Origin of the sequence: Kribbella flavida DSM 17836, from assembly GCF_000024345.1 — a bacterium.
Taxonomy (GTDB): Bacteria; Actinomycetota; Actinomycetes; order Propionibacteriales; family Kribbellaceae; genus Kribbella; species Kribbella flavida.
Map to the genome: position 1 here is coordinate 4,423,782 of NC_013729.1, position 25,632 is coordinate 4,449,413.

A 25,632-nucleotide genomic window follows, 5' to 3' on the forward strand; every position below is an offset into this window, starting at 1 on the left:
CTCAGCTGATGGCGGAAGCGACGAGGTGGTCGTCGGCGGGGTGGTGTCGACGCGCAGCGGCGTCGTCGCGTTCGCGCTGCCCGAGCTCGGACCACAGGGTGGCGGGCGGGCCGGCCAGGGCCGCGCTGTCGCGGATCGCCAGGTAGTACCGGCCGAGATCGGCGCACGCCGTCAGCCCTCGGGCGCCGTGGGTCTGCAACGCCGTCCGAGTGGATGCTGTCGCGGCTTCGAGCGCGAGACCGAGCGCCTGCCCGGCGGCCAGCGGGTCCGGGAGGCCACCGTCGTCGACCAGTCGCGCGATCCGGCGTACAGCGAGCTCGGCGGCTCGCAATGCCACCCAAGCCCGGGCCAGTGGGAAGCTGACGCCCTGGTTGGCGAGTAGCGGCCGGTCGAACTGCCGGCGTTGCTGCGCGTACGTCGCCGCCCGCGCGTGCGCACCGTAGCCGATGCCCACCAGCCACGCCGCGTGCCGGACCCGGAGCCGAGCGAGCAGACCGTCCGGGTCGGACAGGGGCCAGCCCGTTCCGAGGCTTCCGACGACGTGCCGGTCGTCGACCTCGACGGACGCGAGCTCAATTGTCCGGACCCCACCGGCGGTCCGGCTGGTCAGCTGAGCGACCGTTCGCTGGTCGAGCAGGACGAGCAAAACCTCATTGCCAGAAGCAACCGCCGTGCAGATCGCCGAGGCCGTGGACGACGTGGCGCAGACCCGGCCGTCGAGCCGCCAGCCGGCCGGTACGGCGGTGGCTGCGGCCGGACCGGTCAGTCCGCACACTTCCACCGGAGTCCCCTGGTTCATCAGCTCGCCCGGCAGCTCGCCCGGTCCACGCCGAACGGCCAGGAGATCTGCCAGCAATCCAGGTCCGTTGTAGCAGTCGGGCAGTCCGGCGCGGCCGAGCTCCTGGGCGACCACGGTGCCGGCTTCGAGGCCCAGGTCCAACCCGCCGACCTCGGCGGGCAGCTCGAGCTCGGTGGCCAGCACCGCTTTCAGCACTGTCGTGGCGTGCGCTTCCAGTTGTGACCGGACCTCTCGCAGATCGGAGGGTTCGTCCCGGACCGGGTCCGGCCCGGTCGACCGGATCGTCTCGCGGACACTCCGGCCGAGCTGGTCGATCAGTGGGTCCGACGGCAGGTTCATCGAAGATCTCCTGTCTCGAGCTCGAGGTCGGATGTCAGGCTCGAGACGATCTCGAGCATCACCTGGGAGGTACCGGCGGCCAAGGTCAGTCCGGGAGCTTCGCGGAAAGCCGACTCCAGGTCGCCGATCGCGTCCGGTGGCAGGTCCGCGTCCGCGCCCGGCGGGTACAGCTGCGCCGCCCAGGTGGCGATCTCCTGAGCCGCCTCACTCGTGTACAACTTCGCGGCGGCGGCGCCCGCGTCGTCGGTGACACCGCGGTCGAGTCCGCCGAGTACGTCGTACGTCAGCAGCCGGCCTGCGGCCGCCATCGCTCCGAACCGTCCGGCCTCCGCCAGAAGGGCATCGGAAACCGAGGCGGACGCAGCGAGACCGCCGACCGCGACCCGGTACCAGGCCCGCGCCTTGAGCGAGTAGTCGAGGCCGGTGCGTTCCAGCGGCAGGCAGCGGTTGAGCTGAGCCCAGCCGTCCCCCTCGCGCCCGATCAGACTCTCGGCGCCGACCCGGACATCGACCAGCTCCACCCGATCGAACTGTTCGTCGCCCAGACTCGGCATCGTCGACCGGTGCACACCGGGCGCGTCGAGGTCGACGAGGAACAGGCTGATTCCGTCGTACTTCGAGACGCCGTCGGCGGTCCGCAGCGCGCACAGCGCCAGGTCACTCTGGCCGGACTTGAGCCCGAAGACCTTGACCGCGTCGAGACGCCAGCCTGTGCCGTCACGGCGCGCCGTTCCGGTCAGTGAGGCCAGGTCGGAGCCGGAGTCAGGCTCGGTGTAGAGCACAGTCGCGAAGCGCTCACCGGAGGCGAGCGCCGGCAACACGCGGTGCTTCTGCTCCGGGCTGCCGACCTCCATCAGGAACGATCCGACGATCTGGATGCTCAACACGTGCAGGGTGTCCGGCATCCCGGCCAGGACGAGCTCCTCCAGAGCCGCGGCCGACGCGACGTGACCCGCTCCGCGTCCGCCGAACTCCTGCGGCCATCCCGGGGCGAGCAGCCGTCGGCGGCCCAGCTCACGGTAGAGGCCGCGGGCGTCGGGCTCGGAGGCCCCAGGCGCTCTGCCGGTCGCCAACCCGGCCGCGGCCGCGGCACGCAGGGCGGCGTACTCGGCCTGCACAACAGGATCCGTGAGCGCCGCACGGACCGCGGTGGCCAGATCGGCCGTCGACTCGATCACTGGTCCACCTCCGCGTCGCCGAGACGCAGGATGCGCTCGGCCTGTTCCTCGGACATTTCCTCGACAAGCTCCAGCAACGCTTCGTCGTCGAGCTGCTCGGCCCGGGCGGCATCGACCACGGTCGACAGTCCGGAGACCGTGGCGTCACGGAAGAAGTCGGCCACGCCCGCCTCGACCCCGAACCGCCGCCGAATCGCGGAGATCAGCTGGGCTGCTTGCAGACTGCTGCCACCGATCGCGAAGAAGTTCGCATCGACGGGGATCTGCTCGCGGCCGAGCATCGGACCGATCAGCTCCTCGGCCAGGATCCGCTCGGTCTCCGTCAGCGCTCGCTCCGGATCGGCGGCCGGGTCCGCCAGGGCGTCCACCAGCGGCGCCGGCAGCGCGGCCCGGTCCACCTTGCCCGAGACAGTCAGCGGAAGCCGGTCCAGGAGGACGACGAAGTCCGGTACCAGCGCGGCCGGTAGCCGCTGCCCGAGGAGCCGACGAAGCTCCTGCTCGTCCGCACCGGTGACCGGCCGGGCGACCCAGGCGACGAGGTGCCGCTGGCCGACCGGGTCGACCCAAACGTCGACGGCGGCCTGCGTGACGTCCGGCAGACCGGCGAGCGCCTCCTCGACCTCGGCCGGCTCGATCCGGACACCGCGGATCTTGAGCTGACGGTCGAGCCGTCCCAGGAAGACGATCTCGCCGTCCCGTCGACGGCGGACCAGGTCGCCGGTCCGGTACAGCCGTCCACCGGCCGTGCCGAACGGATCTGCCACGAACTTCGCGGCGGTCAGCTCCGGCCGGCCGAGGTATCCCTGCGCCAGGCCTGCCCCACCGATCACCAGTTCGCCGGGTACGCCGTACGGCACCGGCCGCATGGCGTCGTCGAGCACGTGGGCGACATGGTTGTCGATCGGCAGACCGATCGGCGGAGAGCTGGTCGCCGGGGCGAAACACTCGTGCACGACCATCGTCACCGTGCACTCCGTCGGTCCGTAGCCGTTGAAGAACCGCCGACCGGGCGCCCAGCGATTGACCAGCTCGCCGGGGAACGCCTCACCGCCGACGAAGGTGACTCTGAGCTCCGGAAGTTCCGTCGGGTCGAGCAGCGCCATCACCGAGGGCGGCAGGTCGGTCACCGTGACCCGGTGGTCCCGCAGCAGCCGGTGCAGGAGATCCAGGTCGAGACGCTCGTCCGGGGTGGCGACCACCAGCCGGGCACCGTTCAGCAGGGCGGCGAAGGTCTCGAACACCGACACGTCGAACGTCGGAGCGGCGTACCCGAGGACGCGGTCGGCCGGGGTGAGGCCGAACAGGTCCGATACCGCGGCAACGAAATGGACCACCGCGCGGTGGCTGATCTGCACGCCCTTCGGCGTTCCGGTGCTTCCCGAGGTGTACATGACGTAGGCGAGGTCGCCCGATGCACAGCCCGGGTCCTCCGCGGACACGGTGTCGAGCTCTACCTCGTCCACAGCAACGCTGAGGCGGCCGCCGACGGTGTCGAGCTCAGCGAGTCCGGCGGCGCTACCGATCACCGCGGCGGGTGCGGCGTCCTCCAGCAGTGCGGAACGCCGCTGCGCCGGATGGCTGGGATCGAGCGGCAGGAAGGCGGCTCCGGCCTTCAGTACCGCCAGCAGTGCGGTGACTTGCGCTATCCCCCGCGAGAGGTCGACGGCGACCAGGTCGCCCTCGGACACGCCACGATCGAGCAGCACCCTGGCGAGCCTGTTGGCTGCGGCGTCGAGGTCGCCGTACGTCGACTGCTCGCCGGCGACGGTCACCGCGATCGCCTCCGGTGTCCGGGCGGCACGATCCGCGAACCACGCGTGCACCGTGGCCGGCGGCACCGACCTGATCCGTCCGCTGCCCCGACGGATCAGACTCGCTTCGTCGTCCGCGGTCATCGTCCGCAGTTCGCCGATGCTGCCGGCGTCGACGAACTGGGCGATCAGGTGCGACAGCCGCAGCAGCAGTTCGTCCGCGGTGTCCTGACCGATGACGTCGGTGCGGTGCTCGATCAGGAGGTGCCCGTCGCCGGGGAACAGCAGCCGCAGGTGGCCGGCCGCGCTCCGGTCCAGCGGCACCGGGAGGATCTCGGCGGCGATTCCGGGCAGCTGTGCCACGTGCAGCCCGGGCGTCGGGTCGAAGACGATCTGCATCGGCTCCGCGCCGACCGCATCGGCCGGTGCCGGCAGGGCGGCGGCTCCCTCGGCCGCGACGAGGTTCTCGGCGACGTGCCGGACCAGATCGGCCGGAGTCATGGCCGGCTCGAGATCCAGTGGGAGCGGCAGCGTGTCGGCGAGGCTGCCCACCAGTCGCAGCTGCGCCTGCTCCCGGCCGTCGGAGACCACACCGATCAGGCCGTGGCGAGATCCGCCGTACCGGCGGAGCAGCTCCGCGAACGCGCCCAGCACGATCGTGGCGGGCTGCACAGCCCACTTCGTCGCGAGCGTCTCCAGTGCCGTGGCAGCCGCCGGGGAGAGCGGCGCCGACGCACGTCGCCAGATCGGTTCCGAACCACCGCTCTCACCCAGGTCGAGCGCGAGCGCAGAGCGGTCGGCCAGTCGCGAGGCCCAGGTGGCCACCAGCTCCTCCCGTCGTCGCAACGTCAACTGAGCGGCGGTCCGCCGTGCGTGCGCCACGGCGGAAAGACCGTCCGGAACGGCTTCTGCCGGTCCGAGCCGTCCGAGCAGGTCGTCCAGAACGACCTGCAGCGCCGGCCGATCGACCAGCACCTGGCTCGCGGAGAAGAGCAGTACCTGCTCCGTCGGGGACACCACCAGCAGCCGCGCTCGCGCACCTGGTCCCACTGATTCCGAGAGGAAGTCGTCGATCGCCTCGGTCGCGTTGCTGCAGGCAACGAGTTCCAGCTGCGGCTCACTGTCCCCGGCAGCCTCCAGCATGAGTTCCGGAGTGATTTGCAGCCGCAGGGCATCGTGGTTCTGCACGACGGCCGACCAGGCTTGGCAGAGCGCGTCCTGATCGAGTTCGCCGCCGAGTCGCAGCGCGAACGCGCTGACCGCGACGGGCCGGTCCGAGCCGAGCAGAGCAGCCTGCAACGGCGAAGGCGTGACCGAGCCGGCCGGGACCAGTCCGGGGCGTCCACCCCGGAGCACCTCCAGGAACCGTTCGCGGCGATCGGCCGGAAGCCGGTCGATCCGCACCCGGAGCCGGCTTTCCGGGGCTTCTACCGAGATGGTCACAGCTCCTCCAGTGCCTCGTCGATGGTGGCCAGGGCGTCGCGGTAGGCGGTCTGCAACCGCCGGGTGTGGCGTTCGAGCTCGACGATCCAGTCCTGCGGCGAGACGCGCCCGTACGCCGAGGCCACCCGCACAGGTGTCCACGCATGCGCGACCTGCTCGACCTTCCGACCCGCCTCAGCCAGTCCGGGCGACTTCCAGGACACCGCACAGTCACGCAGCAGCTCGCCGTGGACCGCACTCTGCGCCTGCATGCCCCACCCGAACGTGTAGGCCTCCTCGAGGACAGCGCCGTTGCCTGCGTCGGCCGCGGCGACCAGTTCCTCGCTGAACGCCGCCAGGCCGGCCAGGCCCGCCCGTGGATCTGCGGTCGCGGCGAAGGTGTCCGCGTTGGTCCTCAGCGCGATCCGCAGCCGGCCATGGTCCAGTGGCGGGTACGGGCCACCCAGGTCGATGTCGAGCCAGCGACCACGAATCTGCGCACCGGAGAAGAACGCCTCCTGCTCCCGCGGATTCGGCGACGTCCAGGCCGTCAGCAGGTCCGGAATGGCCAGCGCACCCTGGTACGCCGGCGGCATCGCATCGCTGACCCGGACCAGGTCGCGCTGCTCGTCGATCGCGGAGATGACCAGCAGGTGCGCCGAGTGCACATCGTGGTAGGCCGGCCGGAACGGCAGATGGAAGTTGTCTACAGCAACGACCGGGAGCCTGCCCGCGGCCAGCACCGCCCGCAGGTCGTCCAGTGGCCGGTCCGTCTCCGCCGCGCGCCAGCGCGACGTCACCGGATGGTGGGTGAGGATTCCGGCGATCGGGTCCTGCGGTGTGCGGGTCGGCCAGTAGAACTCCTCCGCACGGACGTCGCCCGGCAGGTGCAGGAATCCCCACCCCAGCCCGAGAACCTCCAGCGGTTCCTGTCCCTGGGCGAGCAGTAGCGTCGCCACCGTGGACTGCAGGCAGCTGACCGGATCGCGGTACCACTGCTCGAGAGCGGGTCGCGAGGTCATCGTTGCTCACCACCGGACAGCACCAGCGTCGCAGCGAACAGGTGTACGGCGGGATTGCGTGGCAACCGCACCGCGGACAGGACGGATCGGCGGGTCACCGGGACCCGCTGGCTCCACAGCATCGCCGGGACCCCGGCCTGGACGTGGAACGGGTAGTGCATGCTGCGGGTCGCCCGGACCTGGGTCTCGCCGAACCAGGCCGGCGCCGCCCAGAAGTCCGAGAGCCGCAGCTGTTCGAAGTCGACGGCTCCGTCGGCGAAGTGGAACGCCAGTTCGTCCTCGACCCGGCGCTCGGCCGCTCCCAGCACGTACAGCCAGTCGTAGCGGCCGGCGGGGACCTCGACGAACTGACCCGCGGCTCGTACGTTGTCGGCGGTCCCGGGCTCCGTCGGCGGAAAGTCGTAGACCACCTGGTCGACGGCGCACAGCCCAGGTGGCGGCAGCTCCTCGGCCGGGAACGAGTTTCCCCAGATGTTGAAGGCACCGTTCCTGGTGCCGGACGCCGGCGTCGAGCCGACGTTGTTGCGGTGCGGCGCCAGGTCGACCGGGCGGCAGCCGACGTGCGGCGACTCCGGCGGTGGCTCCGTCACGGAGTCCGGGCCGACCGTGACCGGTCCGGAGTAAGGTCGCACCGCGACCATCGACAGCGGCGCCTCGTTCGAGTGTTGGAGCACAACAACCCCTCCGCATCAACTGTAGTCACCAAGGACATTACTATAGTTGTCGTGTTGTGCACGAGAGGAATCCGATGACAAAACCCGAAATCGTCCTGACACCGGCCGCCCCGAGCCTGGACACGCCGTTGCAGATCCGGGTCAACGGCCTGCCGCCCGGCGCCGAGACGGTGCTGACCGCGACCCAGCCCGACCAGACGGCGCGGCCGTGGACGAGCAGCGCCACCTTCGTGGCGGGCCCGTCCGGCGAGCTCGACCTGTCGACGGACGCTCCGATCGCCGGGTACGCCGGCGCGGACCCGATGGGGCTCGTGTGGTCGATGACCCGTGGACGCAAGCCGCGCGGTGCGGAGCGCGATCGACGGCTGCTCCCACCCGCCGAACTGACCCTCTCTGTCGAGGCGACCGTCCCAGCAGCTGGCGGCCGGTTCAGCGCGAGCGCCGTGGTCCAGCGCCATCGATGGCCCGACGGCGTCCGGCGAGCGACTGTTTCCGGCCGAGGACTGGTCGGCACCCTGTTCTGGCGCGGCGACGACGGTCCGCGGCCCGGCATTCTCGTGCTGGGCGGCTCCGAGGGAGGTCTGCACGAGCTCGACGCCGCCCTGCTCGCTGCCCGGGGGTTCACCGTTCTGGCCCTCGCCTACTTCGGTCGGCGCGGCCTCCCCCGTGGCCTGGTGTCGATCCCACTCGAGTACTTCCGGGACGCGATCACGTTCCTGACGGCCTGCCGCAGTGTGCTGCCGGGCGGTGTCGGCGTGCTCGGCGCCTCACGTGGCGGTGAAGCGGCCCTGCTGACGGCGTGCGCCGACGAACGGGTGCGAGCGGTTGTCAGCGTGGTGGGGTCAGCCGTCATGACGCAGGGAATTCCGGCGTTCGACCAGCTGGACACGATTCTGGCCGCCGGCGAGCCGTCCTGGACGCTCGGCGGCCAGACGCTCCCGTTCGTCCCGCAACAGGTCACGCCCCGGATGCGCGAGCAGATCGAGGCCCGGGAGCCCGTCGACCTCGCACTGGCGTACGACGACGGCCTCGCCGACGCCGATCAAGTGGCCGCTGCTGCGATCCCGTTGCAGCGCACGAGGGCCGCTGTCCTGGTCGCGACAGCGGGCGACGATCGAATGTGGCCGTGCGGCCGGCTCAGCACAGTACCGTCCATCGCACGGCACGTCGGCAGCTGGCAGCAGCTGGACTATCCCGAGGCCGGTCATCTCGTGGCGGCCCCGCCGTACGGACCGAGCACTGACCTGGTGACCGGTGGGCCCGGAGTCCGCTTCGCCACCGGTGGCAGCGCGGCAGCCAATGCGGCGGCCCGGGCCGACCTGTGGCCACGCATCATCGACTTCTTCGCCGAGCAGCTCCCGCATCGGCCGGACTGACCTGGTCAGTCGCGGACCACTTTGGCCAGCCGTGACACACCTTCGTCGATCTGCTCCGGATCGAGGGAGCTGCAGGCAAGCCGGAGCTGCCGGTTTCCGCCGTCGCCGAGGCTGAAGTACCGCATCGGCGTCCAGAGCACGCCGAAGTCCTCGGCCGATCGGCGGAGCAGCTTTTCGTCGGCCGGCTTGTTCACCGACATGCGGACGAAGAACCCCCCGGCCGGCTCGTTCCAGCTCACGTCCTCGCCGTGCGGATCGCCGAGGTGCCGGCGCAGCGCTTCCAGCAGCACCCGCAGGTTGCGACGGTACAGCCCGGCCCTCCTGTCCCCGAGACGACGCATCGAACCACCGTGCTCCAGCAACAAGCCACCGATGACCGCCTGCGCGATCGGTGAGGTGTTGACGGTCAGCACGCCTTTCACCGTCGTGACGTGGTCGGCGAGCGCCGTGCCGGCGTCGGTGCTCTGGTCAGCCACCACGTAACCGAGTCGCGCACCGGGGACGCCGATCTTCGCGAAGGTTCCGATCTGGACGACCTGTTGGGTCCGGTCGAGAGCCTTCAGCGACGCGATCTCGGCGCCGGGCGGCGCGGTGAAGCGGTACGTCGTGTCCTCGAGCAACAGCACGCCCAGCCGTTCCGCCTCGGCCAGCAACTCCAGCCGGGCCGCCAGCGACATCTCCGCGCCGGTGGGATTGGCGAAGTCCGGCGCCACGACCAAGCTGCGCACGCGTCGCCCGATCCGCTCCGCCGCGGTGACCACCGTGCGCAAGGCAGCTGCGTGCGGCCCCCGTCCGTCGTCGGGTACGCCGACCATCTCCAGACCGAGGATCCTCGCGGCTCCGTGAGCACCGGCGTACCCGGGATCGGTCACTGCGACGACGTCGCCGCGCGCCGGATCGTGCAGCACCCGGAGCACTGCGACCAGTGCCTCCTGCGCCCCGACCGTCACCACCACCTGGTCCGGATCGACGGTGATTGCCTCGTCCGTCCGCAGCGAGGCCGCGATCATCTCGCCCAGCAGTCCACGCGTCGGTCCGTACTGGAGCAACCGGCGGCGAATCTGCCCCGGCTCCAGCCCCCGGCCCGCGAGATGCCGCTCGAAGACCGCCATGAGGCGGGCCGGGTCGACCGCCTCGAACGCCTCGTCGTGCGGCGCACCAGGACCGAACGAGATCGCCCCGGGATAGCGGGCGGTGATCTCGTTCAGGAAGGTCATCGAGCCCAGGCGTGGATCGAGCACCGCCGCCGACAGGTCGGCGAGCGCCAGGCGACTCATCGGCGCGCTGCCCGGCGGCGCATCCACGCGCGTTCGAGCGACTGGAGCACGTCCGCGCTGTACATCCGCTGGACCTGCTCGAGCGCGAACGGCGCGGCGTACCGGCGGAACGTCTCCAGTGGCTCTTCGGCCAGCCGGACCATCCGTCGGTTGGCGGTGACCGCGGACATCCGCAGCAGCTTCGCCGCCGCCGCGATCGACTCCTCGATCTGAGCCGCCGGCACCACCTCGTCGCACCAGGTCAAAGCATCGGGCCCGTTGGCCGGAAGGCGGGCACCGCCCAGCAGCAGCCGGCGGGCCTGCCTGGCCCCGACGGTCCGGGTCAGCCGCAGATTGGCCATCCCGGGAATGATGCCCTCCCGGAGCGCCGGCAGGCTGACGTAGCTGTCGTCGCAGGCGATGACGTGGTCGAACACGAGCAGCAGCTGGAACCCGCCGCCGATCGCGAAGCTGTCCACCGCCGCGATCCAGGGCTTCTCCACCGGTTCGCCGCCGACCAGGAGGCCCCGGAAGATCTTGTTCAGGTAACCGACCTCGCGGCCGAGTACGAAGTTCACGAACGAGATCTGGCCGTGGTAGAGGTGGGTGAGGTTGATGCCGGCGCTGAAGACCCGCCGGCCGGCGTACCGCTCGTGCAGCATCACCCCGCCCCGGACGACGCCGACCTCGACCTCCTCGTCGAGCAGCACCAGATCGATCGCCGTCTCCATGTCCCGGCCGAGCCGGTCGTCCTCGGCGTTCAGGAACTCATGGTTGCCGATCGTCAGGTACGCGACCCCGTCCCACCGCTCGAGGTGCACGGTCTCCAGTTGCACCTCGCCCCGGGTCCTGAACTCCGGCAACAACCGGCGGGCCGGTTCGCTCGGCTGCAACTGGGACTCCAGCAGGTGGGTCCCGGCACGCCTGTCGGCCAGCAGGTGACTCAGCAGGATGCCCTGGTCGACCTCGTGGCCCTCCTTGTCGCCTTGCCGCCGGGTTCGCTCGGCTGCGATCTCCTCGCGGGTCGGGGCCAGGCCCGGCCACAGCTCGGCGACCGTGTAGACGATCTCGTCCAGGAACATCCGTCGGCGGTACCCGTCGGTGACCTCGTCGTAGATCCGCTCGGCCCGGTCGGCCAGAAATGCGTGGCGGGCCGCTCGGCTGCCGATCCGTCGCGGCAGGACGGACGACTCCGAGCTGGTCACAGCGCGGCTCCCGACGTGCTCACGACGGGCTCCGCCTTCGGGCGGCGCAGCAGGCGGTCCGCGGCGGCGAGATGCGATCCGAGCGCCTCGTCGACACTTGTCGCCGGAGCATCGAGCAGCAGCCGGCGCACGACCGCGAAGTCCTCGCCGCCCCCGGGTTCGATCCCGTCGAGCAGCTGCTCGGCGCGGCGCAGTGCCAGCCGGAGATCGTCCGCCAGTTCGTCGACGAGGCCCAGCGCCATGGCCTTGCTCGCGGTCAGCGGCTGCCGCCACAAAGCGAGCTGCCTCGCTCTCGCCACGCCCAACTGACAGGCAACGCGATGCAGTACGGCGCCCGGCCAGGCCCCGCCGTTCGCGCCGAGAGCGAAGACGAAGTCCCGGGTGACGATGCGGAAGTCCGCGATGAGCAGCACCTCGGCCGCAGGCCCCGTGCATCTTCCGGATGCCACTGCGACCACCGGCGCCGGCACTCGCTCCAGGCGCCGCAGCGCGCGCTCCCACCGGTTGACCGCGGTGATCGCGACATCGCCCGGCCACGTCTGGTGGCCACCGCCAGGGTGGAGCTCGAGCACCACACCGTCGCCGCTCTCGGCGGTGGCGGTGGCTTGCTCGACGGCGGCCAGCAGATCGTCGTCGAGGGCGCTTGCACTGCCGATACTGATCAGGCCCGTACCGTGTCCTGCCATCGTTGTTACCTCACAATCGTCGCGTCACCAGCGGATGAGGGCGCTCTCGATGGTGGAGCCGGGCCCCATCGTCATCAGAACGCCGTGATCGCCCGGTCGGGCGACGGCTTCGTCGAGAAGCCGCTCGAAGGAGAACAGGAACGAACCACTCGACAGGTTGCCGTGGTCGCGCAGTACGCCGCTCGTGTGCCGGAGGTCGTGCGTGGTCAGGCCCAGGTTGATCTTGACCGAGTCGATCACCTTCTTGCCGCCCGAGTGCACCACCCAGTGGTCGATGTCGCGACGGTCCAGGCCGGTGTCCGCGAGCAGCCGGTCGACCACCTGGCCGGCGTGCGCGCCGACGACGTACGGCACCTGCGGGTCCAGGAAGAAGCTGAACTTGCCATGGTCGCTGTCCCAGTCGTAACGCATCGCCGCGAGCGAGTCCGGGATCAGGCAACTGCTGTACTTCAGCACCCGGGGGCCGGCCTGCGGCCCGGGCTCCGCGTCGGCGACCACGGCCAGCGCCGCCGCGCCGTCGCCGAACAGGCTGTTGACCACCGCCGAGCGGATCGTCGAGTCGAAGACGTACGCGGCCGAGCAGACCTCGACGCACAGCAGGATCGCGATCTCACCCGGGCGCTGCACCGCACGGCCGGTCACCGCGGACAGCGCGTTCAGCCCGGCGTTGCATCCCATCCCGACGACGTCGAGACGGCCGACGTCCCAGGCGAGATCCAGCTCACGGCAGATCAGCGCGCTCAGGCCGGGGGTCAGCCAGCCCGACGACGAGACGCAACACAGGTAGCGGACGTCGTCGAGCCCGGCACCGGCCCGTTCCAGCGCCCGTCCCAGCGCCTCGACGCCCATCGCGACCCCGTCGGACCGGTGCTTGGCCAGCAGTTCGGCCTGGGTCTCGGTCTGTGGCCTGCCGTCCACGCCGTCGGCGGGCAGGTGCAGCGAGCGGCGCTCGATACCGCCGTTCAGGAAGACACCGCGGATCCTGCCGTCGGTGATGCCGTACCGGTCCAGGACGTCGGTCTGCGAGTAGGACGTCGGCTGGTTCGCGGTGCCCACTCCGACCACCTGCACCGTGTTCGTGACCATGTCACCCCTTTGCACAGCTCGGATGTCACAACTATTGTTACTGTATATGACAACAAAAGTCACGGATCCTAAGGTCACACTTGACCGGCAAGGCCACGTTTCGTACCTGACGATCGATCGGCCCGCGGTGAGCAACGCGCTGGACCTCGACGCACACCGGCAACTGTGCCGGCTGCTCGACGAGTTCGAGGCGGACGACGAGCAGTGGGTGGCCGTCCTGACCGGGGCGGGAGATCGGTGCTTCTGTGCGGGCCAGGACCTGAAGGAACTGGCGGCCCGCAACCGCTCCGGAATCCAGCCGACGAGCCTGGGCAGCGGCGGCGTCTCCGGGTCGCCCCGGCTGACCGAGCGGTTCGGCCTGACCAAACCGATCGTTGCCCGCGTCAACGGTCATGCGATCGGCGGCGGACTCGAGCTGGTGCTGGCCTGCGACATCGCCGTCGCCGTCGATCACGCCACCTTCGCTCTGCCCGAGGTGAAGCTCGGACTCGTGGCCGGCGCCGGCGGGGCGATCAGGCTCCCCCGTCAGCTGCCGCCGAAGGTCGCCCTCGGCCACCTGCTCACCGGCCGGCCGATGACGGCGACCGAGGCACACCGCCACGGCCTGGTGAACGACGTCGTGGCGGCCACCGATCTCGATGCCTGCGTCGAGGCCTGGGTCACCGACCTGGTCGCCTGCTCACCGGTCGCCGTCCGGGCAGCCAAGGAGATCGCCACCAGGTCCCGTGAACTGTCCCTCGAAGAGGCGTTCGCCGCCCGGTACCCGTGGGAGGAGAAGCGGCGGACCAGCCCCGACGCCCTCGAGGGACCCGCTGCGTTCGTCGAGCGGCGAGCCCCCCGGTGGCAGAATCCTTCCTAAGAGGTGGTCGTGCTGGTCAGGTCACCGGCTCCCACCTGCGCGACCCGGGTCGCGAGCAGCGCCCGGGCCTTGAGCATCATCTCGTCGTACTCGTCCTCGGGGTCCGAGCCGAGCACGATCGCGCCGCCGGCACCGATCCGCAGTTCCTGCCCGTCGTTCACGGCGGTGCGGATCACGATGCTCAGGTCGGCTCCCCCGCCGAGCCCGAGGTAACCGAGCGCGCCCGAGTAGACCCCGCGCGGTGCCTCCTCCAGCCGGTCGATGATCTCCATCGTCCGGACCTTCGGTGCTCCGGTCATCGAACCGCCGGGGAAGCAGGCCCGCACGCACGTCACCGGGCCCACCTCCGGCCGGAGCTGCCCGCGGATCGTGGACACCAACTGGTGAACGGTGGCGTAGCTCTCGGTCACCAGGTACTGCGGTACCTCGACCGAACCGATCTCGCAGACCCGGCCCAGGTCGTTGCGCACCAGGTCGACGATCATCAGGTTCTCGGCCCGGGTCTTGGCGGACCTGGTGAGTCCGTTGCGCAGTTCCTCGTCCTCGCCGGGATCCGACGACCTGGGCGCGGTGCCCTTGATCGGCTTGCTCTCGACCAGACCGTCCGCGGTGATCTTCAGGAACCGCTCGGGCGACGAGCTCATCACGGTCAGGTCACCGAACCGCAGGTACGCCGCGTACGGCGCAGGGTTGACGTGGCGCAGGTCCAGGTAGAAACCGAGCGGATCGGTCAACGGCGGGAAGCTGAAGTGGTTGGTCAAACAGATCTCGTAGCTCTCCCCGCGACGGAGCTCGTCCTGACAGGCCGCGATGTCCGCGAGATAGCGCTCCCGTGTTCGATCCAGCCCTTCGCCGGACGGCTCGTTCGCTCTCACCGAGGCCGGCAACCTTCCGGCCGCGGGCAGGTGGCCCAAAGCCCGGGCGGTGGCGGTCAGCCAGTCCCGCCCCGCGCGGGCGGCGGAGTCCTCGTCCTCGGTGATCGCGACGAGGTAGGTCATCGACTCCTGGTGGTCGACGACCACCAGCCGGTCGGCGAACATCCAGGCCGCGTCCGGCGTCCGACTCCGGTGCGCGTTGGTGCCACCGGTCTCGGCCTTGAGCTCGTACCCGAAGTATCCGACGTAGCCGCCGTTCAGCTGGAAGGGCAACTCGGCCGCCGGCAGCGCGCGCTGGGCCAGCCGGCGTTCCAGCACGTCGAAGATGGTGCCCGGTTCCGACCGGACACCGGCCGCTGCGCGCACCTCGACCTCACCGTCGCCGGTGCGATACGTCAGCACTTCGCTCAGCGGGCCGGAGCAGTCGCCGAGAAAGGAGAACCTCGCGCGCCCCGCTTCGGCCAGGCTGCTGTCCAGCCAGAAGGCGTTCGTGCTGTCGGCGTACAGAGCGCGGAAGACCTGCTCGGTGTCGGCGGTGTGCCCGAGCCGGGCCGTCTCCAGGCGCAGCGCCCGGCGGCCGTTCGCCGCGACCAGGTCCAGGAAGTTCTGCACCAGTTGCAATCCGAGCTCGGTCGCCACCGACTCGGGATGGAACTGCACACCCCAGCGTGGCAACGTCCGGTGTCGCAGGGCCATGATGACGCCGTCTTCCGACCATGCGGTGGCCTCGACCTCGTCGGGTAGCCCGGTCACGTGCAGTGAGTGGTAGCGAACGGCGTCGAAGACCTCGGGGAACCCCGCGAACAATCCCGTACCGTCGTGGGTGATCTGGGTGATGTGCCCGTGCCGTGGATCTCCCTCCCGAACCTCGGCCCCGGCCTGGTAGGCAATCGTCTGATGCCCGAGGCAAACACCCAGGATCGGCAGCTGCGGGAACCGCTGGAGCACCTCCCACGACCAGCCCAGGTCGGTGGCGTGCTGAGGGCGACCCGGGCCCGGTGAGATCACCACCGCGTCGTACGCGGCCGGATCGAGCCGGCTCAGGCGGGGATCGTCGTTCACCAGCACGGTCGGTTCCTGGCCGGTGGCGGCGGCGAGCAACTGGAACAGGTTGTAGGTGTAGGAGTCGTAGTTGTCGATCAGCAGCAGACGCATGCCCATCAGCCCTCCCGGCCGTCCAGTGGTGGAGTGAGCGCCCAGTCGGGCCGGTCGGGAAAGTCGAAGTCGACCTGCCCGCTCAGCCCGAGCTCGGAGACCAGTCGCTGGGTGCCGGAGTAGTCACGGACCAGCTTCGTGCCCGATCCCCCGCGCCCGACGTCGGCGACGATGTCGTCGGCCTTCGCGATGCCGGCGGTGCGCAGCTCGATCCGCAACGCCATCGGGTCCTGGACACCGAACGACTCCAGCGCCGGCGGCAGGCACCGGACCAGCACGTCGCGTTGTGACTGGTTCATCCGCGCGTACAGGATCTTGACCACCTCGACGATCACGGATCCGTGCGCCGACTCGTCGCGCAGATGCAGCTTGGTGATGAGCGAGTGCATCGGCTGCACCCCGGGATCGCGAGCGATCAGCCCGAGCAGTGCGTTGATGCAGGTTTCGGCCACCGCTCCCCAGACGAGCACGGCCACGTCGCGCTGCCACTGCTCGGTCATCTCCGCGAGCACCGCTTGCAGACGACGGTAGGTGATCAAGGTCGGCTGCTTCGGCCGCTCACCGATGCCCCGCAGGTCGCAGGTGCGGTTGACCGCCATCATGTGCATGTAGGTGTGAAAGCTCTCGTCCACGAGCGACTGCTGGACGGTCTGCTGGATGACTCGGTCGTCGCTGCCCGGAAACACCCGTTGCATCACCAGCTCGAACGCAGGGTTCGCGATCAGCGACTCGGTGGCGATCACTCGCTGGTTGTAGCCCAGCCACATGCCGGACATCACCCGGTCACGCTGCTCCGGCGTCGCGGCGAGGAAGTCCGGGTGCTCGGCGAACGGCATGAGGTGGGCGGGGTAGTCCGGCAGCGTCGCGTCGTACTCGCCGGCCTGACCCTCGATCGCCAGGTCACGGCGGACCGCGGCACGTCGCGGCCAGGTGTCCGCCAGGCGCTTGAGGGTGGCCAGGCCGATCGTGTCCTCCCCGGCGAAGGTCGTCATCGCGGCACTCCAGCCGGCGTCGGAACGTCGCGCACGAGGTCGTCCAGGCGAGCGTCGGGATCCTCGCCCACCGCCGCCAGGATCCGGACGAAGGCCTCGCTCAGCGAGCTGATCGTCTCTTCGCGGAACAGCGCCGTCCGGTACTCGAAGCGGCCGGTCAGGGTGTCCAGCTCGTTGGCCATCACGACGGCGACGTCCATCTGCGAGACCTCCAAGGCGATCGGAACCTGGGTCAGTGCGAGGTCGTCGGCCAGCGCCTGCGGTCCAGGACCGCACTCGTTGACGTCGAACATCGTCTGGTACAGCGGATTGCGCCCGGGGTCACGGGGCGGTGCCAGGCCGCGGACCAGCTGCCCCAGCGGCAGTTCCTGGTAGTCGAGAGCGTCGCTGACGCTGTCCCGGACCTGCTCGACGAGAGCGCGGAACGTTGCCCCCGGACCGACCGCGACCCGCGTCGGTACGACGTTCAGCAATGGTCCGATCAGTTGGTCCGTGTCGGTCGATCCACGTCCTGCCACCGAGGTGCCGACCGTCAGGTCGTGCTGCCCCGTCCAGCCCGCGAGCAGTACCCGGTAGGCGGCGAACAGGACCATGAACAGCGTGGCCCCGAGCTCCCGTCCGGCGTTGTGCAGCCGGTCCGCCACCGGGTCCGGCACCTCGAAGGCAAGCATCGCGCCGGCGAAGTCCTGTACCGCCGGCCGCGGCAGATCCGTCGGCGGATCGAAGTCGGGCGCACCGGCCAGGAGCGGCCGCCAGTGCTCGATCATCGCCTGCATCCGGTCGTCGGTGAGCTGTTCTCGCTGGTGCACGGCCAGGTCGGCGTACTGCACCGGCAGCGGCGGAATCGGACCCGACCCGGTGGACACAGCGCGGTACGTCGCGGCGATCTCCCGGACCAGTGCGTGCAACGACTGCCCGTCGGCCACCGCGTGGTGGGCGACCCAGATCAGCTCGTGCTCCGCCTCGCTGAGCCGCACCAGGTGGACCCGGACGAGCGGTCCGCGGCGCACCGCGAACGGTTCGTGGACCGCCGCCGCCACCGCCTGCTCGAGTGCTTCGGCACGCTCCGGCTCGGGCAGGGAACTAAGGTCCGTCACCGCAACCTCAGTACCGCCCGCCGGCGTGATGCTCTGCACGGTCCGGCCGTCGACGAGCTCGAGGTGCGTCCGGAGAGCCTCGTGCCGGGTGGTGACGCGATCGATCGTCGCGCCGAACTTCCCGACGTCGAGGGGACCACTGATCCTCGCCCGCAGCGGGATGTTGTACGCCGCACTTTCCGGGTGCAGCAGATGCAGGAACAGCAGCTGCTCCTGGAAGTACGACGCCGACGGCGGCTCGCGATCTCGGACTGCCCGCCGGATGAGCGGCGCAGCCGAGCCCGGCGCCGACGGTGCCGGCCCGACCCCGGCCTGGCACCGTAACCGCCCCACCGCTTCCCGCCGCAGCTCCGGCGACAGCTTCACCAGCTGCGACAACTGACTCGTCATCGCGCCGGCTGCTTCTCGGTCTCGCCCGCACTCTCGGCCGGGTCAACCGTTTCTCCGGCGGCCGGTTCAGCCGCTTCCTCCGCGGCCGGTGCGGCCGGCTCGTTGCCGGGGTGCTGACGGATCGAGCGGACGGGGCTCAACGCGACGAGGATCGCCACGACGATGATCAGGCCACCCGCCGCGCCGATGGTCGCGCGCACGCCGAGTGCCGCACCGATCGTGCCGCCGAGCGCCGCACCCAGCGCGCCGCTGCCGTGCACCACTGACATCGCCGTACCGCCGACCCTGCCGAGCAGCTCGAACGGTGTGATGCCGGCGACCAGGCTGAGCACGTGGATGTTGTACGTCGAGTTCGCCAGGCCGGCCACGAACTGGCTGAACATCAGCACCACGAACGCGGCGGACACCGGACTGGTCGCGAGCACGATGCTGGACGCACCGGATGCGGCGATGGTCACGACCAGGGCAGTGCTGAGCGACAGCTTCTCCGCGAGCTTGGCCGCAGTGCTCGCCCCGACCAGCAGGCCGACGCCTCCACACCCGAACGCGATACCGACCTGCAGCGGGCTCAGCCCGGCGATCTGGTAGGCGTAGACCAGGACGAGCGCGCTGGCCGCGGCACCACCGAGGTTGAGCACACCGGTCGCCGTCATCAGTGTCCGCAGCCGGCCGTCGCCGCCGATGGTGGTGAAGCCGATCTTCAGGTCGGCCAGCACAGCGCCCGGCTTCTGGCCCGACGCCGTCCGGACCTCTTCACGATCCCGGACCAGCAGGACCGAGACGGCCGACACCAAGAAGGTGACGGCGTCGACGACAACGGCCACGACCGCACCGAGCAGCTGCAGGAGGCCACCACCCAGAGCCGCGCCGCCGACGTCCGCGGCGGACCTGGTGAAGGACATCTTGCTGTTCGCCTCGACGATGTGCTCGCGCCCGACCAGGTGTGGGATGTACGACTGGTACGCGACGTCGAAGAAGACCGTGAGCACACCGTTGACGGCAGCAACGATCATCAAGTGGGTCAGGGTCAGCTGGCCGGCGAGGTGGGCCAGCGGAAGGCTCAGCAGCGAGAGCAGCCGGCCGACGTCGGCGACGACCAGCAGCGGACGGCGCGCGACCCGGTCCGCGAGCAGGCCCGCGAACGGCCCGAGCAGCAGGTACGGCAGGACGCCGAAGGCGGCCAGCAGACCGACCTGGAAGGTGGTCGCGTCGAGGGTGAGCAGCGCCAGGGTCGGCAGCGCGATCCGCGAGATGCGGTCCCCGAAACTGCTCAGGCTCTGCCCGAACCACAACCGCTTGAAGTCGGAGTGACTCCACAACTGTCCTGTCAGCATGTCGATGTGTCCTTTTCTGTGGTGGGGACGGTCTCGTTCCATCCGTCCGTGCCGGGTTCCAGCAGGGCCGTCGCCAGGGCTTCCACCTCGGGGCGGCAGATCGGGTCGGCGAGCACCGCGCTCACCACGGCCTCGACGGTGCGGGCGGTGAACAGCTGCTGGATCGAGAGCTGCGGCCCGAGAATCTCCGCCAGGAGCGTGACCAGCCGGACGGCGGTGAGCGAGTTCCCGCCCAGCACGAAGAAGTCGTCGCTCAGTCCGGCCTGCTCGCGCCCGAGTACCTCCGCGAACAGCGCGCAGATCACCTGCTCGACGGGGGTGACCGCGGGAACGAACTCCGGTACCGGCGCGACCGTCTCCCCCGCGGCGCCCTTGATCAGTGCCAGCCGGTCGACCTTCGCGTTCCGGGTCAGCGGCAGCTCGTCGAGGACCGTGATCCGGTGCGGCAGCATGTACCCCGGAAGGATCCCTGTCAGGTGCTCCCGCAACCGGTCCAGATCACCGGTCTGCCCCGTGGCCCAGACGACGTACGCGTGCAGGAACGACTCGCCCGGTGTGCCCCCGGCGACGACGACCGCGGTGTCGACCCCGGGGCACGAGCGGACCGCGGCCTCGACCTCGCCCAGCTCGATCCGCACGCCACGGATCTTCACCTGGAAGTCCTCACGACCGAGGATCTCGATGTTTCCGTCCGGCAGGTACCGGCCGAGATCGCCGGAGGCGTACGCGCGGCCGCCGCTCGGCAACTCGACGAACTTGCGTGCGGTGAGCTCCGGGTCACCCCAGTAGCCCTGCGCGAGGCCGACCTCGCTCGCGGTGTAGATCTCGCCGGGCACCCAGGTCGGCCGGTGCGACAGGTCCGCAGCGAGCACGTGATAGCGCTGGTTGGCCATCGGCTTGCCGTACGGGATGCTCGTCCACTCCGGGTCGACCTCGTCGATCGGGTAGATGACCGACCAGATGCAGGTCTCGGCCGGGCCGCCGGACGAGATCACCGACGTCCGCGGGTTCAGCGCCCGGATCCGGTCGGGCAGCGGCAGCGGGATCCAGTCACCGGCCAGGACCACGGTGCGCAGCGGTGCGAACGCCTCGGGCGTGCCGGCGGCCTCCGCCTCGGACACTGCCATCTCCATCAGCGTCGGGACCGAGTTCCAGAACGTGACACCGGCCTTCTTCATCAGTTCCAGCCAGTGCGGCGGAAACGGCATCGGGCCCGGTACGGCGACCGCGCCGCCGACCTGAGTCATCCCGAACACGTCGTACACCGAGAGGTCGAAGTGCAAGGGCGACACCGCGAAGCAGCGATCGTCCGGCCCGACGCGGAAACGGAGATTCGCCTCCACGATCGTGTTGAGTGCTCCCCGGTGGTCGACCATGACGCCCTTCGGCGTACCGGTCGAGCCGGAGGTGAAGATCACGTACGCGAGATCGGCCGGCTGCTGCACAGGCTCGAGCGGCTGCGCGTCACCGTCCTCGAGATCGCGGTCGACGCAGACGACCCGCACGTGCGCCGGCCACTGCGCCCCGTCGACCAGCGCGGAATGCGTCACCACGAGCTCGATCTCTGCCTGGTCGACCAGCCGGTGCAGCCGCTCGACCGGCCAGGCGGCGTCCATCGGCAGGTACGCCGCTCCGGAGGCGAGAATGCCGTGCGCCGCCGCGATCTGCTGCCAGCCCTTGTCGAGATGGATCGCGACCAACCGGTTCGGTACGGCGCCCGCGGCCCTCAGCAGCCGCCCGAGGCGGTTGACGGTGACGTCGAGCTCGGCGTAGCTGATCGTGCGTTCGAGCGTGATGACCGCCGGCGCATCCGGCGTACGTCGTGCATGCTCGGCCAGCGGAGTGTGCAGGTACGACGGACCGGACAACGTCTTCCGGGCGGCGTTGTTGATCTCGTCGCGCTGGGTCCGTTGCCACTGCGGCAGCAGAGCGGGTGGTTCGTCCTCCCAGTGACGCTCGTCGGACAACAGCCAGCGGACCAGGCCCCGATGGGCCTCGAACATGTCGTCCAGCATCCCGTCCGGGTACAGCGCGTCGAGGCTGTCCCAGTTGTAGGTCAGCGCGCCGTTGTCCTCCCAGATCTGGAAGTCGATCGACACCTGCGGGGTCTGGGAGATCGAGTACACCGACTCGCCGATCGCGGTCGCCGTACGCCGGGGCGGCTGGCCGAGCAGGCTGGTGACGACGACCGGGAAGGACGCCCGGACCCGGTCGCGCTCGCGGGCCGCCAGTTCGCGCATCACCTGGATGCCGCCGAAGTGCCGGTGCTCCAGGTCCTCCCACATCCGTTGCTGCACGGCCCGCGCTCGCCCGGCGAACGAGCCACCGGTGGGCTCGACCGCGAGCAGCGACGTGGTGGTGAAGTCCCCGACGATGTCGTGCACCTGGGGGTGCACGGGCAGCCGGTTGAACAACGGGCAGTTGATCGTGAAGCGGTCGCTCTTGCTCCAGGTCCGCAGCACTTCGGCGAACGTGGTGATCAGCAGACAGGTCGGCGTCACACCGCGGCGGTTCGCCTGCTGCTGCAGCAGGGTCCACTCGTCCGGCTCGAGGCGGTCGGCGCGACGGCTGAACGTGGGCGCGGCCTCCGCCCGCGACGCGGTCAGGGGCAGGTCAGGTGCCGGGGGCAACGCGTCGATCCGGTCCAGCCAATAGGTTCGCGAGGCCTCGTAGGCCGGCGAGTCCGTGAGCGCGCCGTCGGTCCCGAGCACGTAGTCACGAAAGGTCAGCTCCAACGGTTCCAGCTCGAGTCCCGGGTCCTCGTAGAAGAGCACGAGTTCCGGGATCAGCAGCTGGACGTAGCTCCAGGCGTCGCAGATCAGCAGGTCGAAGCTGAGATGCAGCCGGACCTGTCCCTCGGGCAGGTGTGTCACCCGTACGTCGAAGAACGGCCACTCGTCGACGCTGAACACGTGATGGGCCAGCCGTTCGCGCAGCTCACCGGCGATGCGCTCGGCGTCCTCGGGTGCGTGCTCGCTGAGGTCGAGCACCTCGACCTCGTACGGCGGCGGATCGGCGAGCACCTGTTGAGTGCCGTCCGGCAGCATCACCAGCCGCAACGCCTCGTGCCGCTGGACGAGCCGGTCCCAGGCCAGCTTGAGGCGGTTGCTGTCGAGGTCGTCGCTCTGCCACTCGAAGTAGCCATGGCATCCGACGTTGCCCAGCTCGACCGCGTCACCACGCCCGATCCAGTAGGCGTACTGCGTATCGGTCAGCGGGAACGGGCTGTGCCGGGCGGCGGGGTCGGAAACGACCACCGGAAGGTCGCCACGGCCTTCGCCGTCCGATCGGCCACCCGCCGCGAGGATCTCCGCAACGCCGGCGACGGTACCTGCGGAGTACAGCTCGTGCAGACCGACCGTCGTACCGAATGCGTCACGCAGCCGCGACGTGACGTCGATGGCCGCCAGCGAGTGACCGCCGAGCTCGAGGAAGAGGTCGTCGACTCCGACCTTGTCCACCCCGAGGACGTCCGCCCAGATGCCGGCCACCGTCCGCTCGGTCTCGGTGCGGGGAGCCACGTACGGGCGTTCGACGGTCGTCGGTGCGACCGGCAGCGATTTCCGGTCGAGCTTGCCGTTGGTGAGCCGCGGGAGCGCCTCCAGCAGCACCAGCGACGTGGGAACCATGTACGCCGGCAGCAGCCGGCCGAGTTCCTCCTTGATCCGGGCTGCGATGCCCGGACCGGTGCCCGGTTCCGCCACGACGTACCCGATCAGGGTGACCTCACCGGTCGCGTCGGGCCGCGCCGCGACGGCGGCTTCGCGAACCTCCGTCAGCGACTCCAGAGCACTCTCGACCGCTTCCGGTTCGACCCGGAAACCACGGACCTTCGTCTGCAGATCGGCGCGACCGACCATCTCGACGAGTCCGTCGGCCCGGAAGCGGGCCAGGTCGCCGGTGCGATACAACAGCTCGTCGGCCTCCTCGGCGACGGAGTGCCGGACGAAACGCTCGCTGGTGAGCTCGGGCTTGCCGAGGTAGCCGAGCGCGAGACCGGCGCCGGCGATGTGGAGCTCACCGATGACTCCGGTCGGGACCGGGTGTCCGGCCTCGTCGAGCAGGTACGCGCGGGTGTTCGCGATCGGTTTGCCGACCGGGAGCGGCGTGCGCCGGCGCGCGTGCGCCGGCAGTCCCTTGGACGTCGCACGCAGGCCCGTGGCGACGTTCAGGCAGGACGTGGTCACCAAGGTCTCGGTGGTGGCATGGAACACGACGGGCTCGAACGGCACGTCGGCTGGTGCCCACCGGCGGACCGGTGCACCGGTCGCGAACAGGTACCTCAGCGGGACGTCCTCGGACGGCCAGGTCAACCACCACAGGCGCTCGGCCATCGGGGCCACCAGCACTGCGACGGTGATCCGTTCGGCCAGGATCCAGTCTCGCAGGGCCTGCGGCGATCCGGCCGTGTCGGGAGCCGCGACGCACACCGTCACTCCGAGGCCGAGCAGCGTGATCCATTCCTGGGCCGCGATGGCGAAGCCGGGCGACGAGGCCCAGGCGGCTCGATCGCCGGTGGAGATTCCGTACGCGGTTCGGCTCCATTCGACCATGTTGGCGAAGGCGCGGTGCCGGATCAGCACACCTTTCGGTTCGCCGGTCGAGCCCGACGTGTAGAACACCACGCCCGCCTCGTCCGAGACGGCACCGCCGTCGAGACGCGGCGAGGTGTCGGGGTCGTCCACACACAGCGCGACCACCGCGTGGTGCGCGGCCAGACGGTGCCACAAGGACCTCCGGGTGATGACTCCGGCGACCGCCGCGTCGTCCAGCACGGCGGTCAACCTGGCATCAGGGTTCTCCGGATCGAGCAGCACGGCAGTGGCCCCGGCGCGGACGACCGCGAGGAACCCGATGATGCACTCGGCGGACCGCTCGATCAGTACCGCGACGCGGGCACCGCGGCGCAGACCTGCCTGCTGCAGCATGGCGGCCAGCGCGGTCGCGTCCCGGTCGAGCTCGCCGTAGGTCCAGCGGCGCGGACCGGCCTCGATCGCCACGATGTCCGGATCCTGCTGCGCCTGCTCGTGCACGAGGTCGGCGATGGTGACGTCGTCCCGATAGGCGGCCGACGTGTCGTTCCAGTCCACCAGGAGCCGGCTGCGCTCATCGGCGGGCAGCAGCTGCAGTCGCCGTACCGACTCGTAGGGGTCGTGCAACGCCGAGATGAGCAAGGCGACGAACTGGGCGGCGATCCGGGACGCTGCCTCGGCGGAGAAGCCGGCCGTCCGGTAGTTCACGGCCGCTCCTTCGGAGGTGACGCTGAGCACCAGCTCCGCCGGAACCGCGCCGGCGGTGACTCCGTCCTCGCAGACACCGGCGGAGAACAGCGCGATGTCACCGGGAATCAGTAGCGGTTCGGGCGGTCCTGCCGCCGCATCCACGACCTGCCGGAAGCTGACGCCGTCGACGAAATCGAACGACAGGCAGCCGGTAGCTTCCCCCGAACCGGTGACGAGGGCGAGGGCCGGAGCTCCGCTGTACCGATGCATCAGGGCCGCCCAGGCCGCCCTGAGCGTCGGCTGCGGCCCAGCCGGACCGCCGGTGATCGAGGCGGTCAGCTCAGCCGCTTGCTCGAGCAACCCGCCGGGCAGCGGTACCTCGACGGCGGCCACCGCGGTGGCCGCCCCGGCGTCCCCACCGTCGGCGGGAAGCTCGATGCGCAGGGCTTCCTGCCCGGTCTGCGTTGTGTCCATGATCTGCGCTCCTGCGTCGGCCGGATCCGTGCACTGACGCCGAGCCTAACCAAATCATGACTGAAGTAACAGAGGTGATTCAACTATTGTCATCAAGCGCTGCGCTGACCGTTCGCCACGCGGCGGCCGGCGTCTCGAAGTTGGCGATCGCGACGACGGCCGGTGGAAACCTCACTGCGAACCGCTGTTGCAGCCGCATGACCAAAGTCATGATGCCGAGCGAGTCGAGCCCCACCGACCGGAACGACGCGTCGGGTGGCAGCGGTTGCTGGGCCGGGTAGGCCGGCAGCAGTGAGCGAACCGTTTCCTCGAAAGCGTCCGGCCAGGTCTGCTGAAGGTGTTCCATTCCGATGTCCTCCACGGGTGGGCGAGCAGAGTCGTTGCGACCGTACGGCGGACACCGGGTGCGGCGCTGTGCACTAGTGAGCAGACAGCGGCGG

Annotated in this window: 17 protein-coding genes; 2 read left to right on the plus strand and 15 right to left on the minus strand. The window is 70.2% G+C overall.

The genetic code is table 11. The features are described 5' to 3' along the window. Position 1: 1 nt before the first annotated feature. The 5 genes from KFLA_RS20490 to KFLA_RS20510 are packed head-to-tail and all read right to left on the minus strand — an operon-like array spanning position 2 to position 7,185. Positions 2–1,138, minus strand: a complete 1,137-nt coding sequence (locus KFLA_RS20490) for an acyl-CoA dehydrogenase family protein (RefSeq protein ID WP_012921724.1) — start codon at positions 1,136–1,138, stop codon at positions 2–4. Then, positions 1,135–2,316 (minus strand): acyl-CoA dehydrogenase family protein, encoded by a 1,182-nt coding sequence (locus KFLA_RS20495; protein ID WP_012921725.1) that lies wholly within the window; start codon positions 2,314–2,316, stop codon positions 1,135–1,137. Before KFLA_RS20495 ends, KFLA_RS20490 begins: the two co-directional genes overlap by 4 nt. Then, complete coding sequence (locus KFLA_RS20500; RefSeq protein ID WP_012921726.1) at positions 2,313–5,510, minus strand: non-ribosomal peptide synthetase; 3,198 nt, start codon at positions 5,508–5,510, stop codon at positions 2,313–2,315. The genes KFLA_RS20495 and KFLA_RS20500 overlap by 4 nt, the downstream gene beginning before the upstream one ends. Then, the gene (locus tag KFLA_RS20505) at positions 5,507–6,511 is read right to left on the minus strand and encodes a BtrH N-terminal domain-containing protein (protein WP_012921727.1); all 1,005 of its coding nucleotides are present in this window, start codon (positions 6,509–6,511) and stop codon (positions 5,507–5,509) included. The genes KFLA_RS20500 and KFLA_RS20505 overlap by 4 nt, the downstream gene beginning before the upstream one ends. Then, positions 6,508–7,185: a hypothetical protein gene (locus KFLA_RS20510; protein WP_012921728.1), complete on the minus strand. Its 678-nt coding sequence runs from the start codon at positions 7,183–7,185 to the stop codon at positions 6,508–6,510. The genes KFLA_RS20505 and KFLA_RS20510 overlap by 4 nt, the downstream gene beginning before the upstream one ends. A gap of 74 nt (positions 7,186–7,259) precedes the next feature. On the opposite strand from KFLA_RS20510, the gene KFLA_RS20515 reads away from it, so the two are divergent. Beyond that, positions 7,260–8,561 carry an acyl-CoA thioesterase/BAAT N-terminal domain-containing protein gene (locus tag KFLA_RS20515; protein ID WP_012921729.1) on the plus strand — a complete coding sequence of 434 codons (1,302 nt, stop codon included), beginning with the start codon at positions 7,260–7,262 and terminating at the stop codon, positions 8,559–8,561. A 5-nt stretch (positions 8,562–8,566) separates the two neighbouring features. Here KFLA_RS20515 and KFLA_RS20520 read toward each other — a convergent pair whose 3' ends face one another. The 4 genes from KFLA_RS20520 to dpgA are packed head-to-tail and all read right to left on the minus strand — an operon-like array spanning position 8,567 to position 12,794. Beyond that, positions 8,567–9,838, minus strand: coding sequence for an aminotransferase-like domain-containing protein (locus KFLA_RS20520; protein WP_012921730.1), 1,272 nt, complete (start codon positions 9,836–9,838; stop codon positions 8,567–8,569). Continuing rightward, complete coding sequence (locus tag KFLA_RS20525; RefSeq protein ID WP_012921731.1) at positions 9,835–11,022, minus strand: enoyl-CoA hydratase/isomerase family protein; 1,188 nt, start codon at positions 11,020–11,022, stop codon at positions 9,835–9,837. Before KFLA_RS20525 ends, KFLA_RS20520 begins: the two co-directional genes overlap by 4 nt. Continuing rightward, positions 11,019–11,708 carry an enoyl-CoA-hydratase DpgB gene (dpgB, locus tag KFLA_RS20530; protein WP_012921732.1) on the minus strand — a complete coding sequence of 230 codons (690 nt, stop codon included), beginning with the start codon at positions 11,706–11,708 and terminating at the stop codon, positions 11,019–11,021. The genes KFLA_RS20525 and dpgB overlap by 4 nt, the downstream gene beginning before the upstream one ends. Positions 11,709–11,732: 24 nt before the next feature. Further along, the gene (gene dpgA / locus KFLA_RS20535; RefSeq protein ID WP_012921733.1) at positions 11,733–12,794 is read right to left on the minus strand and encodes a 3,5-dihydroxyphenylacetyl-CoA synthase DpgA; all 1,062 of its coding nucleotides are present in this window, start codon (positions 12,792–12,794) and stop codon (positions 11,733–11,735) included. Between the two features lie 127 nt (positions 12,795–12,921). Between dpgA and KFLA_RS20540 the strand changes: the two genes are divergently transcribed. Continuing rightward, the gene (locus KFLA_RS20540; protein WP_202797002.1) at positions 12,922–13,653 is read left to right on the plus strand and encodes an enoyl-CoA hydratase-related protein; all 732 of its coding nucleotides are present in this window, start codon (positions 12,922–12,924) and stop codon (positions 13,651–13,653) included. On the opposite strand, the gene pabB is transcribed toward KFLA_RS20540, so the two are convergent. From pabB to KFLA_RS20570, 6 genes are all read right to left on the minus strand, one after another. Then, the gene (gene pabB / locus KFLA_RS20545) at positions 13,650–15,689 is read right to left on the minus strand and encodes an aminodeoxychorismate synthase component I (protein WP_012921735.1); all 2,040 of its coding nucleotides are present in this window, start codon (positions 15,687–15,689) and stop codon (positions 13,650–13,652) included. The genes KFLA_RS20540 and pabB overlap by 4 nt on opposite strands. Beyond that, positions 15,689–16,675 carry a diiron oxygenase gene (locus KFLA_RS20550; protein WP_012921736.1) on the minus strand — a complete coding sequence of 329 codons (987 nt, stop codon included), beginning with the start codon at positions 16,673–16,675 and terminating at the stop codon, positions 15,689–15,691. The genes pabB and KFLA_RS20550 overlap by 1 nt, the downstream gene beginning before the upstream one ends. Continuing rightward, a complete protein-coding gene (locus tag KFLA_RS20555; RefSeq protein ID WP_012921737.1) occupies positions 16,672–18,162 on the minus strand; it encodes a condensation domain-containing protein in 1,491 nt (496 codons plus the stop codon). Before KFLA_RS20555 ends, KFLA_RS20550 begins: the two co-directional genes overlap by 4 nt. Then, positions 18,159–19,496 (minus strand): MFS transporter, encoded by a 1,338-nt coding sequence (locus KFLA_RS20560; protein WP_012921738.1) that lies wholly within the window; start codon positions 19,494–19,496, stop codon positions 18,159–18,161. The genes KFLA_RS20555 and KFLA_RS20560 overlap by 4 nt, the downstream gene beginning before the upstream one ends. Then, positions 19,490–25,192 (minus strand): non-ribosomal peptide synthetase, encoded by a 5,703-nt coding sequence (locus tag KFLA_RS20565; protein WP_012921739.1) that lies wholly within the window; start codon positions 25,190–25,192, stop codon positions 19,490–19,492. The genes KFLA_RS20560 and KFLA_RS20565 overlap by 7 nt, the downstream gene beginning before the upstream one ends. A gap of 79 nt (positions 25,193–25,271) precedes the next feature. Next, the gene (locus tag KFLA_RS20570) at positions 25,272–25,553 is read right to left on the minus strand and encodes an acyl carrier protein (RefSeq protein WP_049797391.1); all 282 of its coding nucleotides are present in this window, start codon (positions 25,551–25,553) and stop codon (positions 25,272–25,274) included. Positions 25,554–25,632 lie beyond the last annotated feature (79 nt).

Coding starts and splice junctions, on each gene's coding strand:
- KFLA_RS20490 (WP_012921724.1), bottom strand. CDS start 1,138: ATGAACCTGCCGTCGGACCCACTGATCGACCAGCTCGGCCGGAGTGTC.
- KFLA_RS20505 (WP_012921727.1), bottom strand. CDS start 6,511: ATGACCTCGCGACCCGCTCTCGAGCAGTGGTACCGCGATCCGGTCAGC.
- KFLA_RS20515 (WP_012921729.1), top strand. CDS start 7,260: ATGACAAAACCCGAAATCGTCCTGACACCGGCCGCCCCGAGCCTGGAC.
- KFLA_RS20520 (WP_012921730.1), bottom strand. CDS start 9,838: ATGAGTCGCCTGGCGCTCGCCGACCTGTCGGCGGCGGTGCTCGATCCA.
- dpgB (WP_012921732.1), bottom strand. CDS start 11,708: ATGGCAGGACACGGTACGGGCCTGATCAGTATCGGCAGTGCAAGCGCC.
- dpgA (WP_012921733.1), bottom strand. CDS start 12,794: ATGGTCACGAACACGGTGCAGGTGGTCGGAGTGGGCACCGCGAACCAG.
- pabB (WP_012921735.1), bottom strand. CDS start 15,689: ATGGGCATGCGTCTGCTGCTGATCGACAACTACGACTCCTACACCTAC.
- KFLA_RS20550 (WP_012921736.1), bottom strand. CDS start 16,675: ATGACGACCTTCGCCGGGGAGGACACGATCGGCCTGGCCACCCTCAAG.
- KFLA_RS20555 (WP_012921737.1), bottom strand. CDS start 18,162: ATGACGAGTCAGTTGTCGCAGCTGGTGAAGCTGTCGCCGGAGCTGCGG.
- KFLA_RS20560 (WP_012921738.1), bottom strand. CDS start 19,496: ATGCTGACAGGACAGTTGTGGAGTCACTCCGACTTCAAGCGGTTGTGG.
- KFLA_RS20565 (WP_012921739.1), bottom strand. CDS start 25,192: ATGGACACAACGCAGACCGGGCAGGAAGCCCTGCGCATCGAGCTTCCC.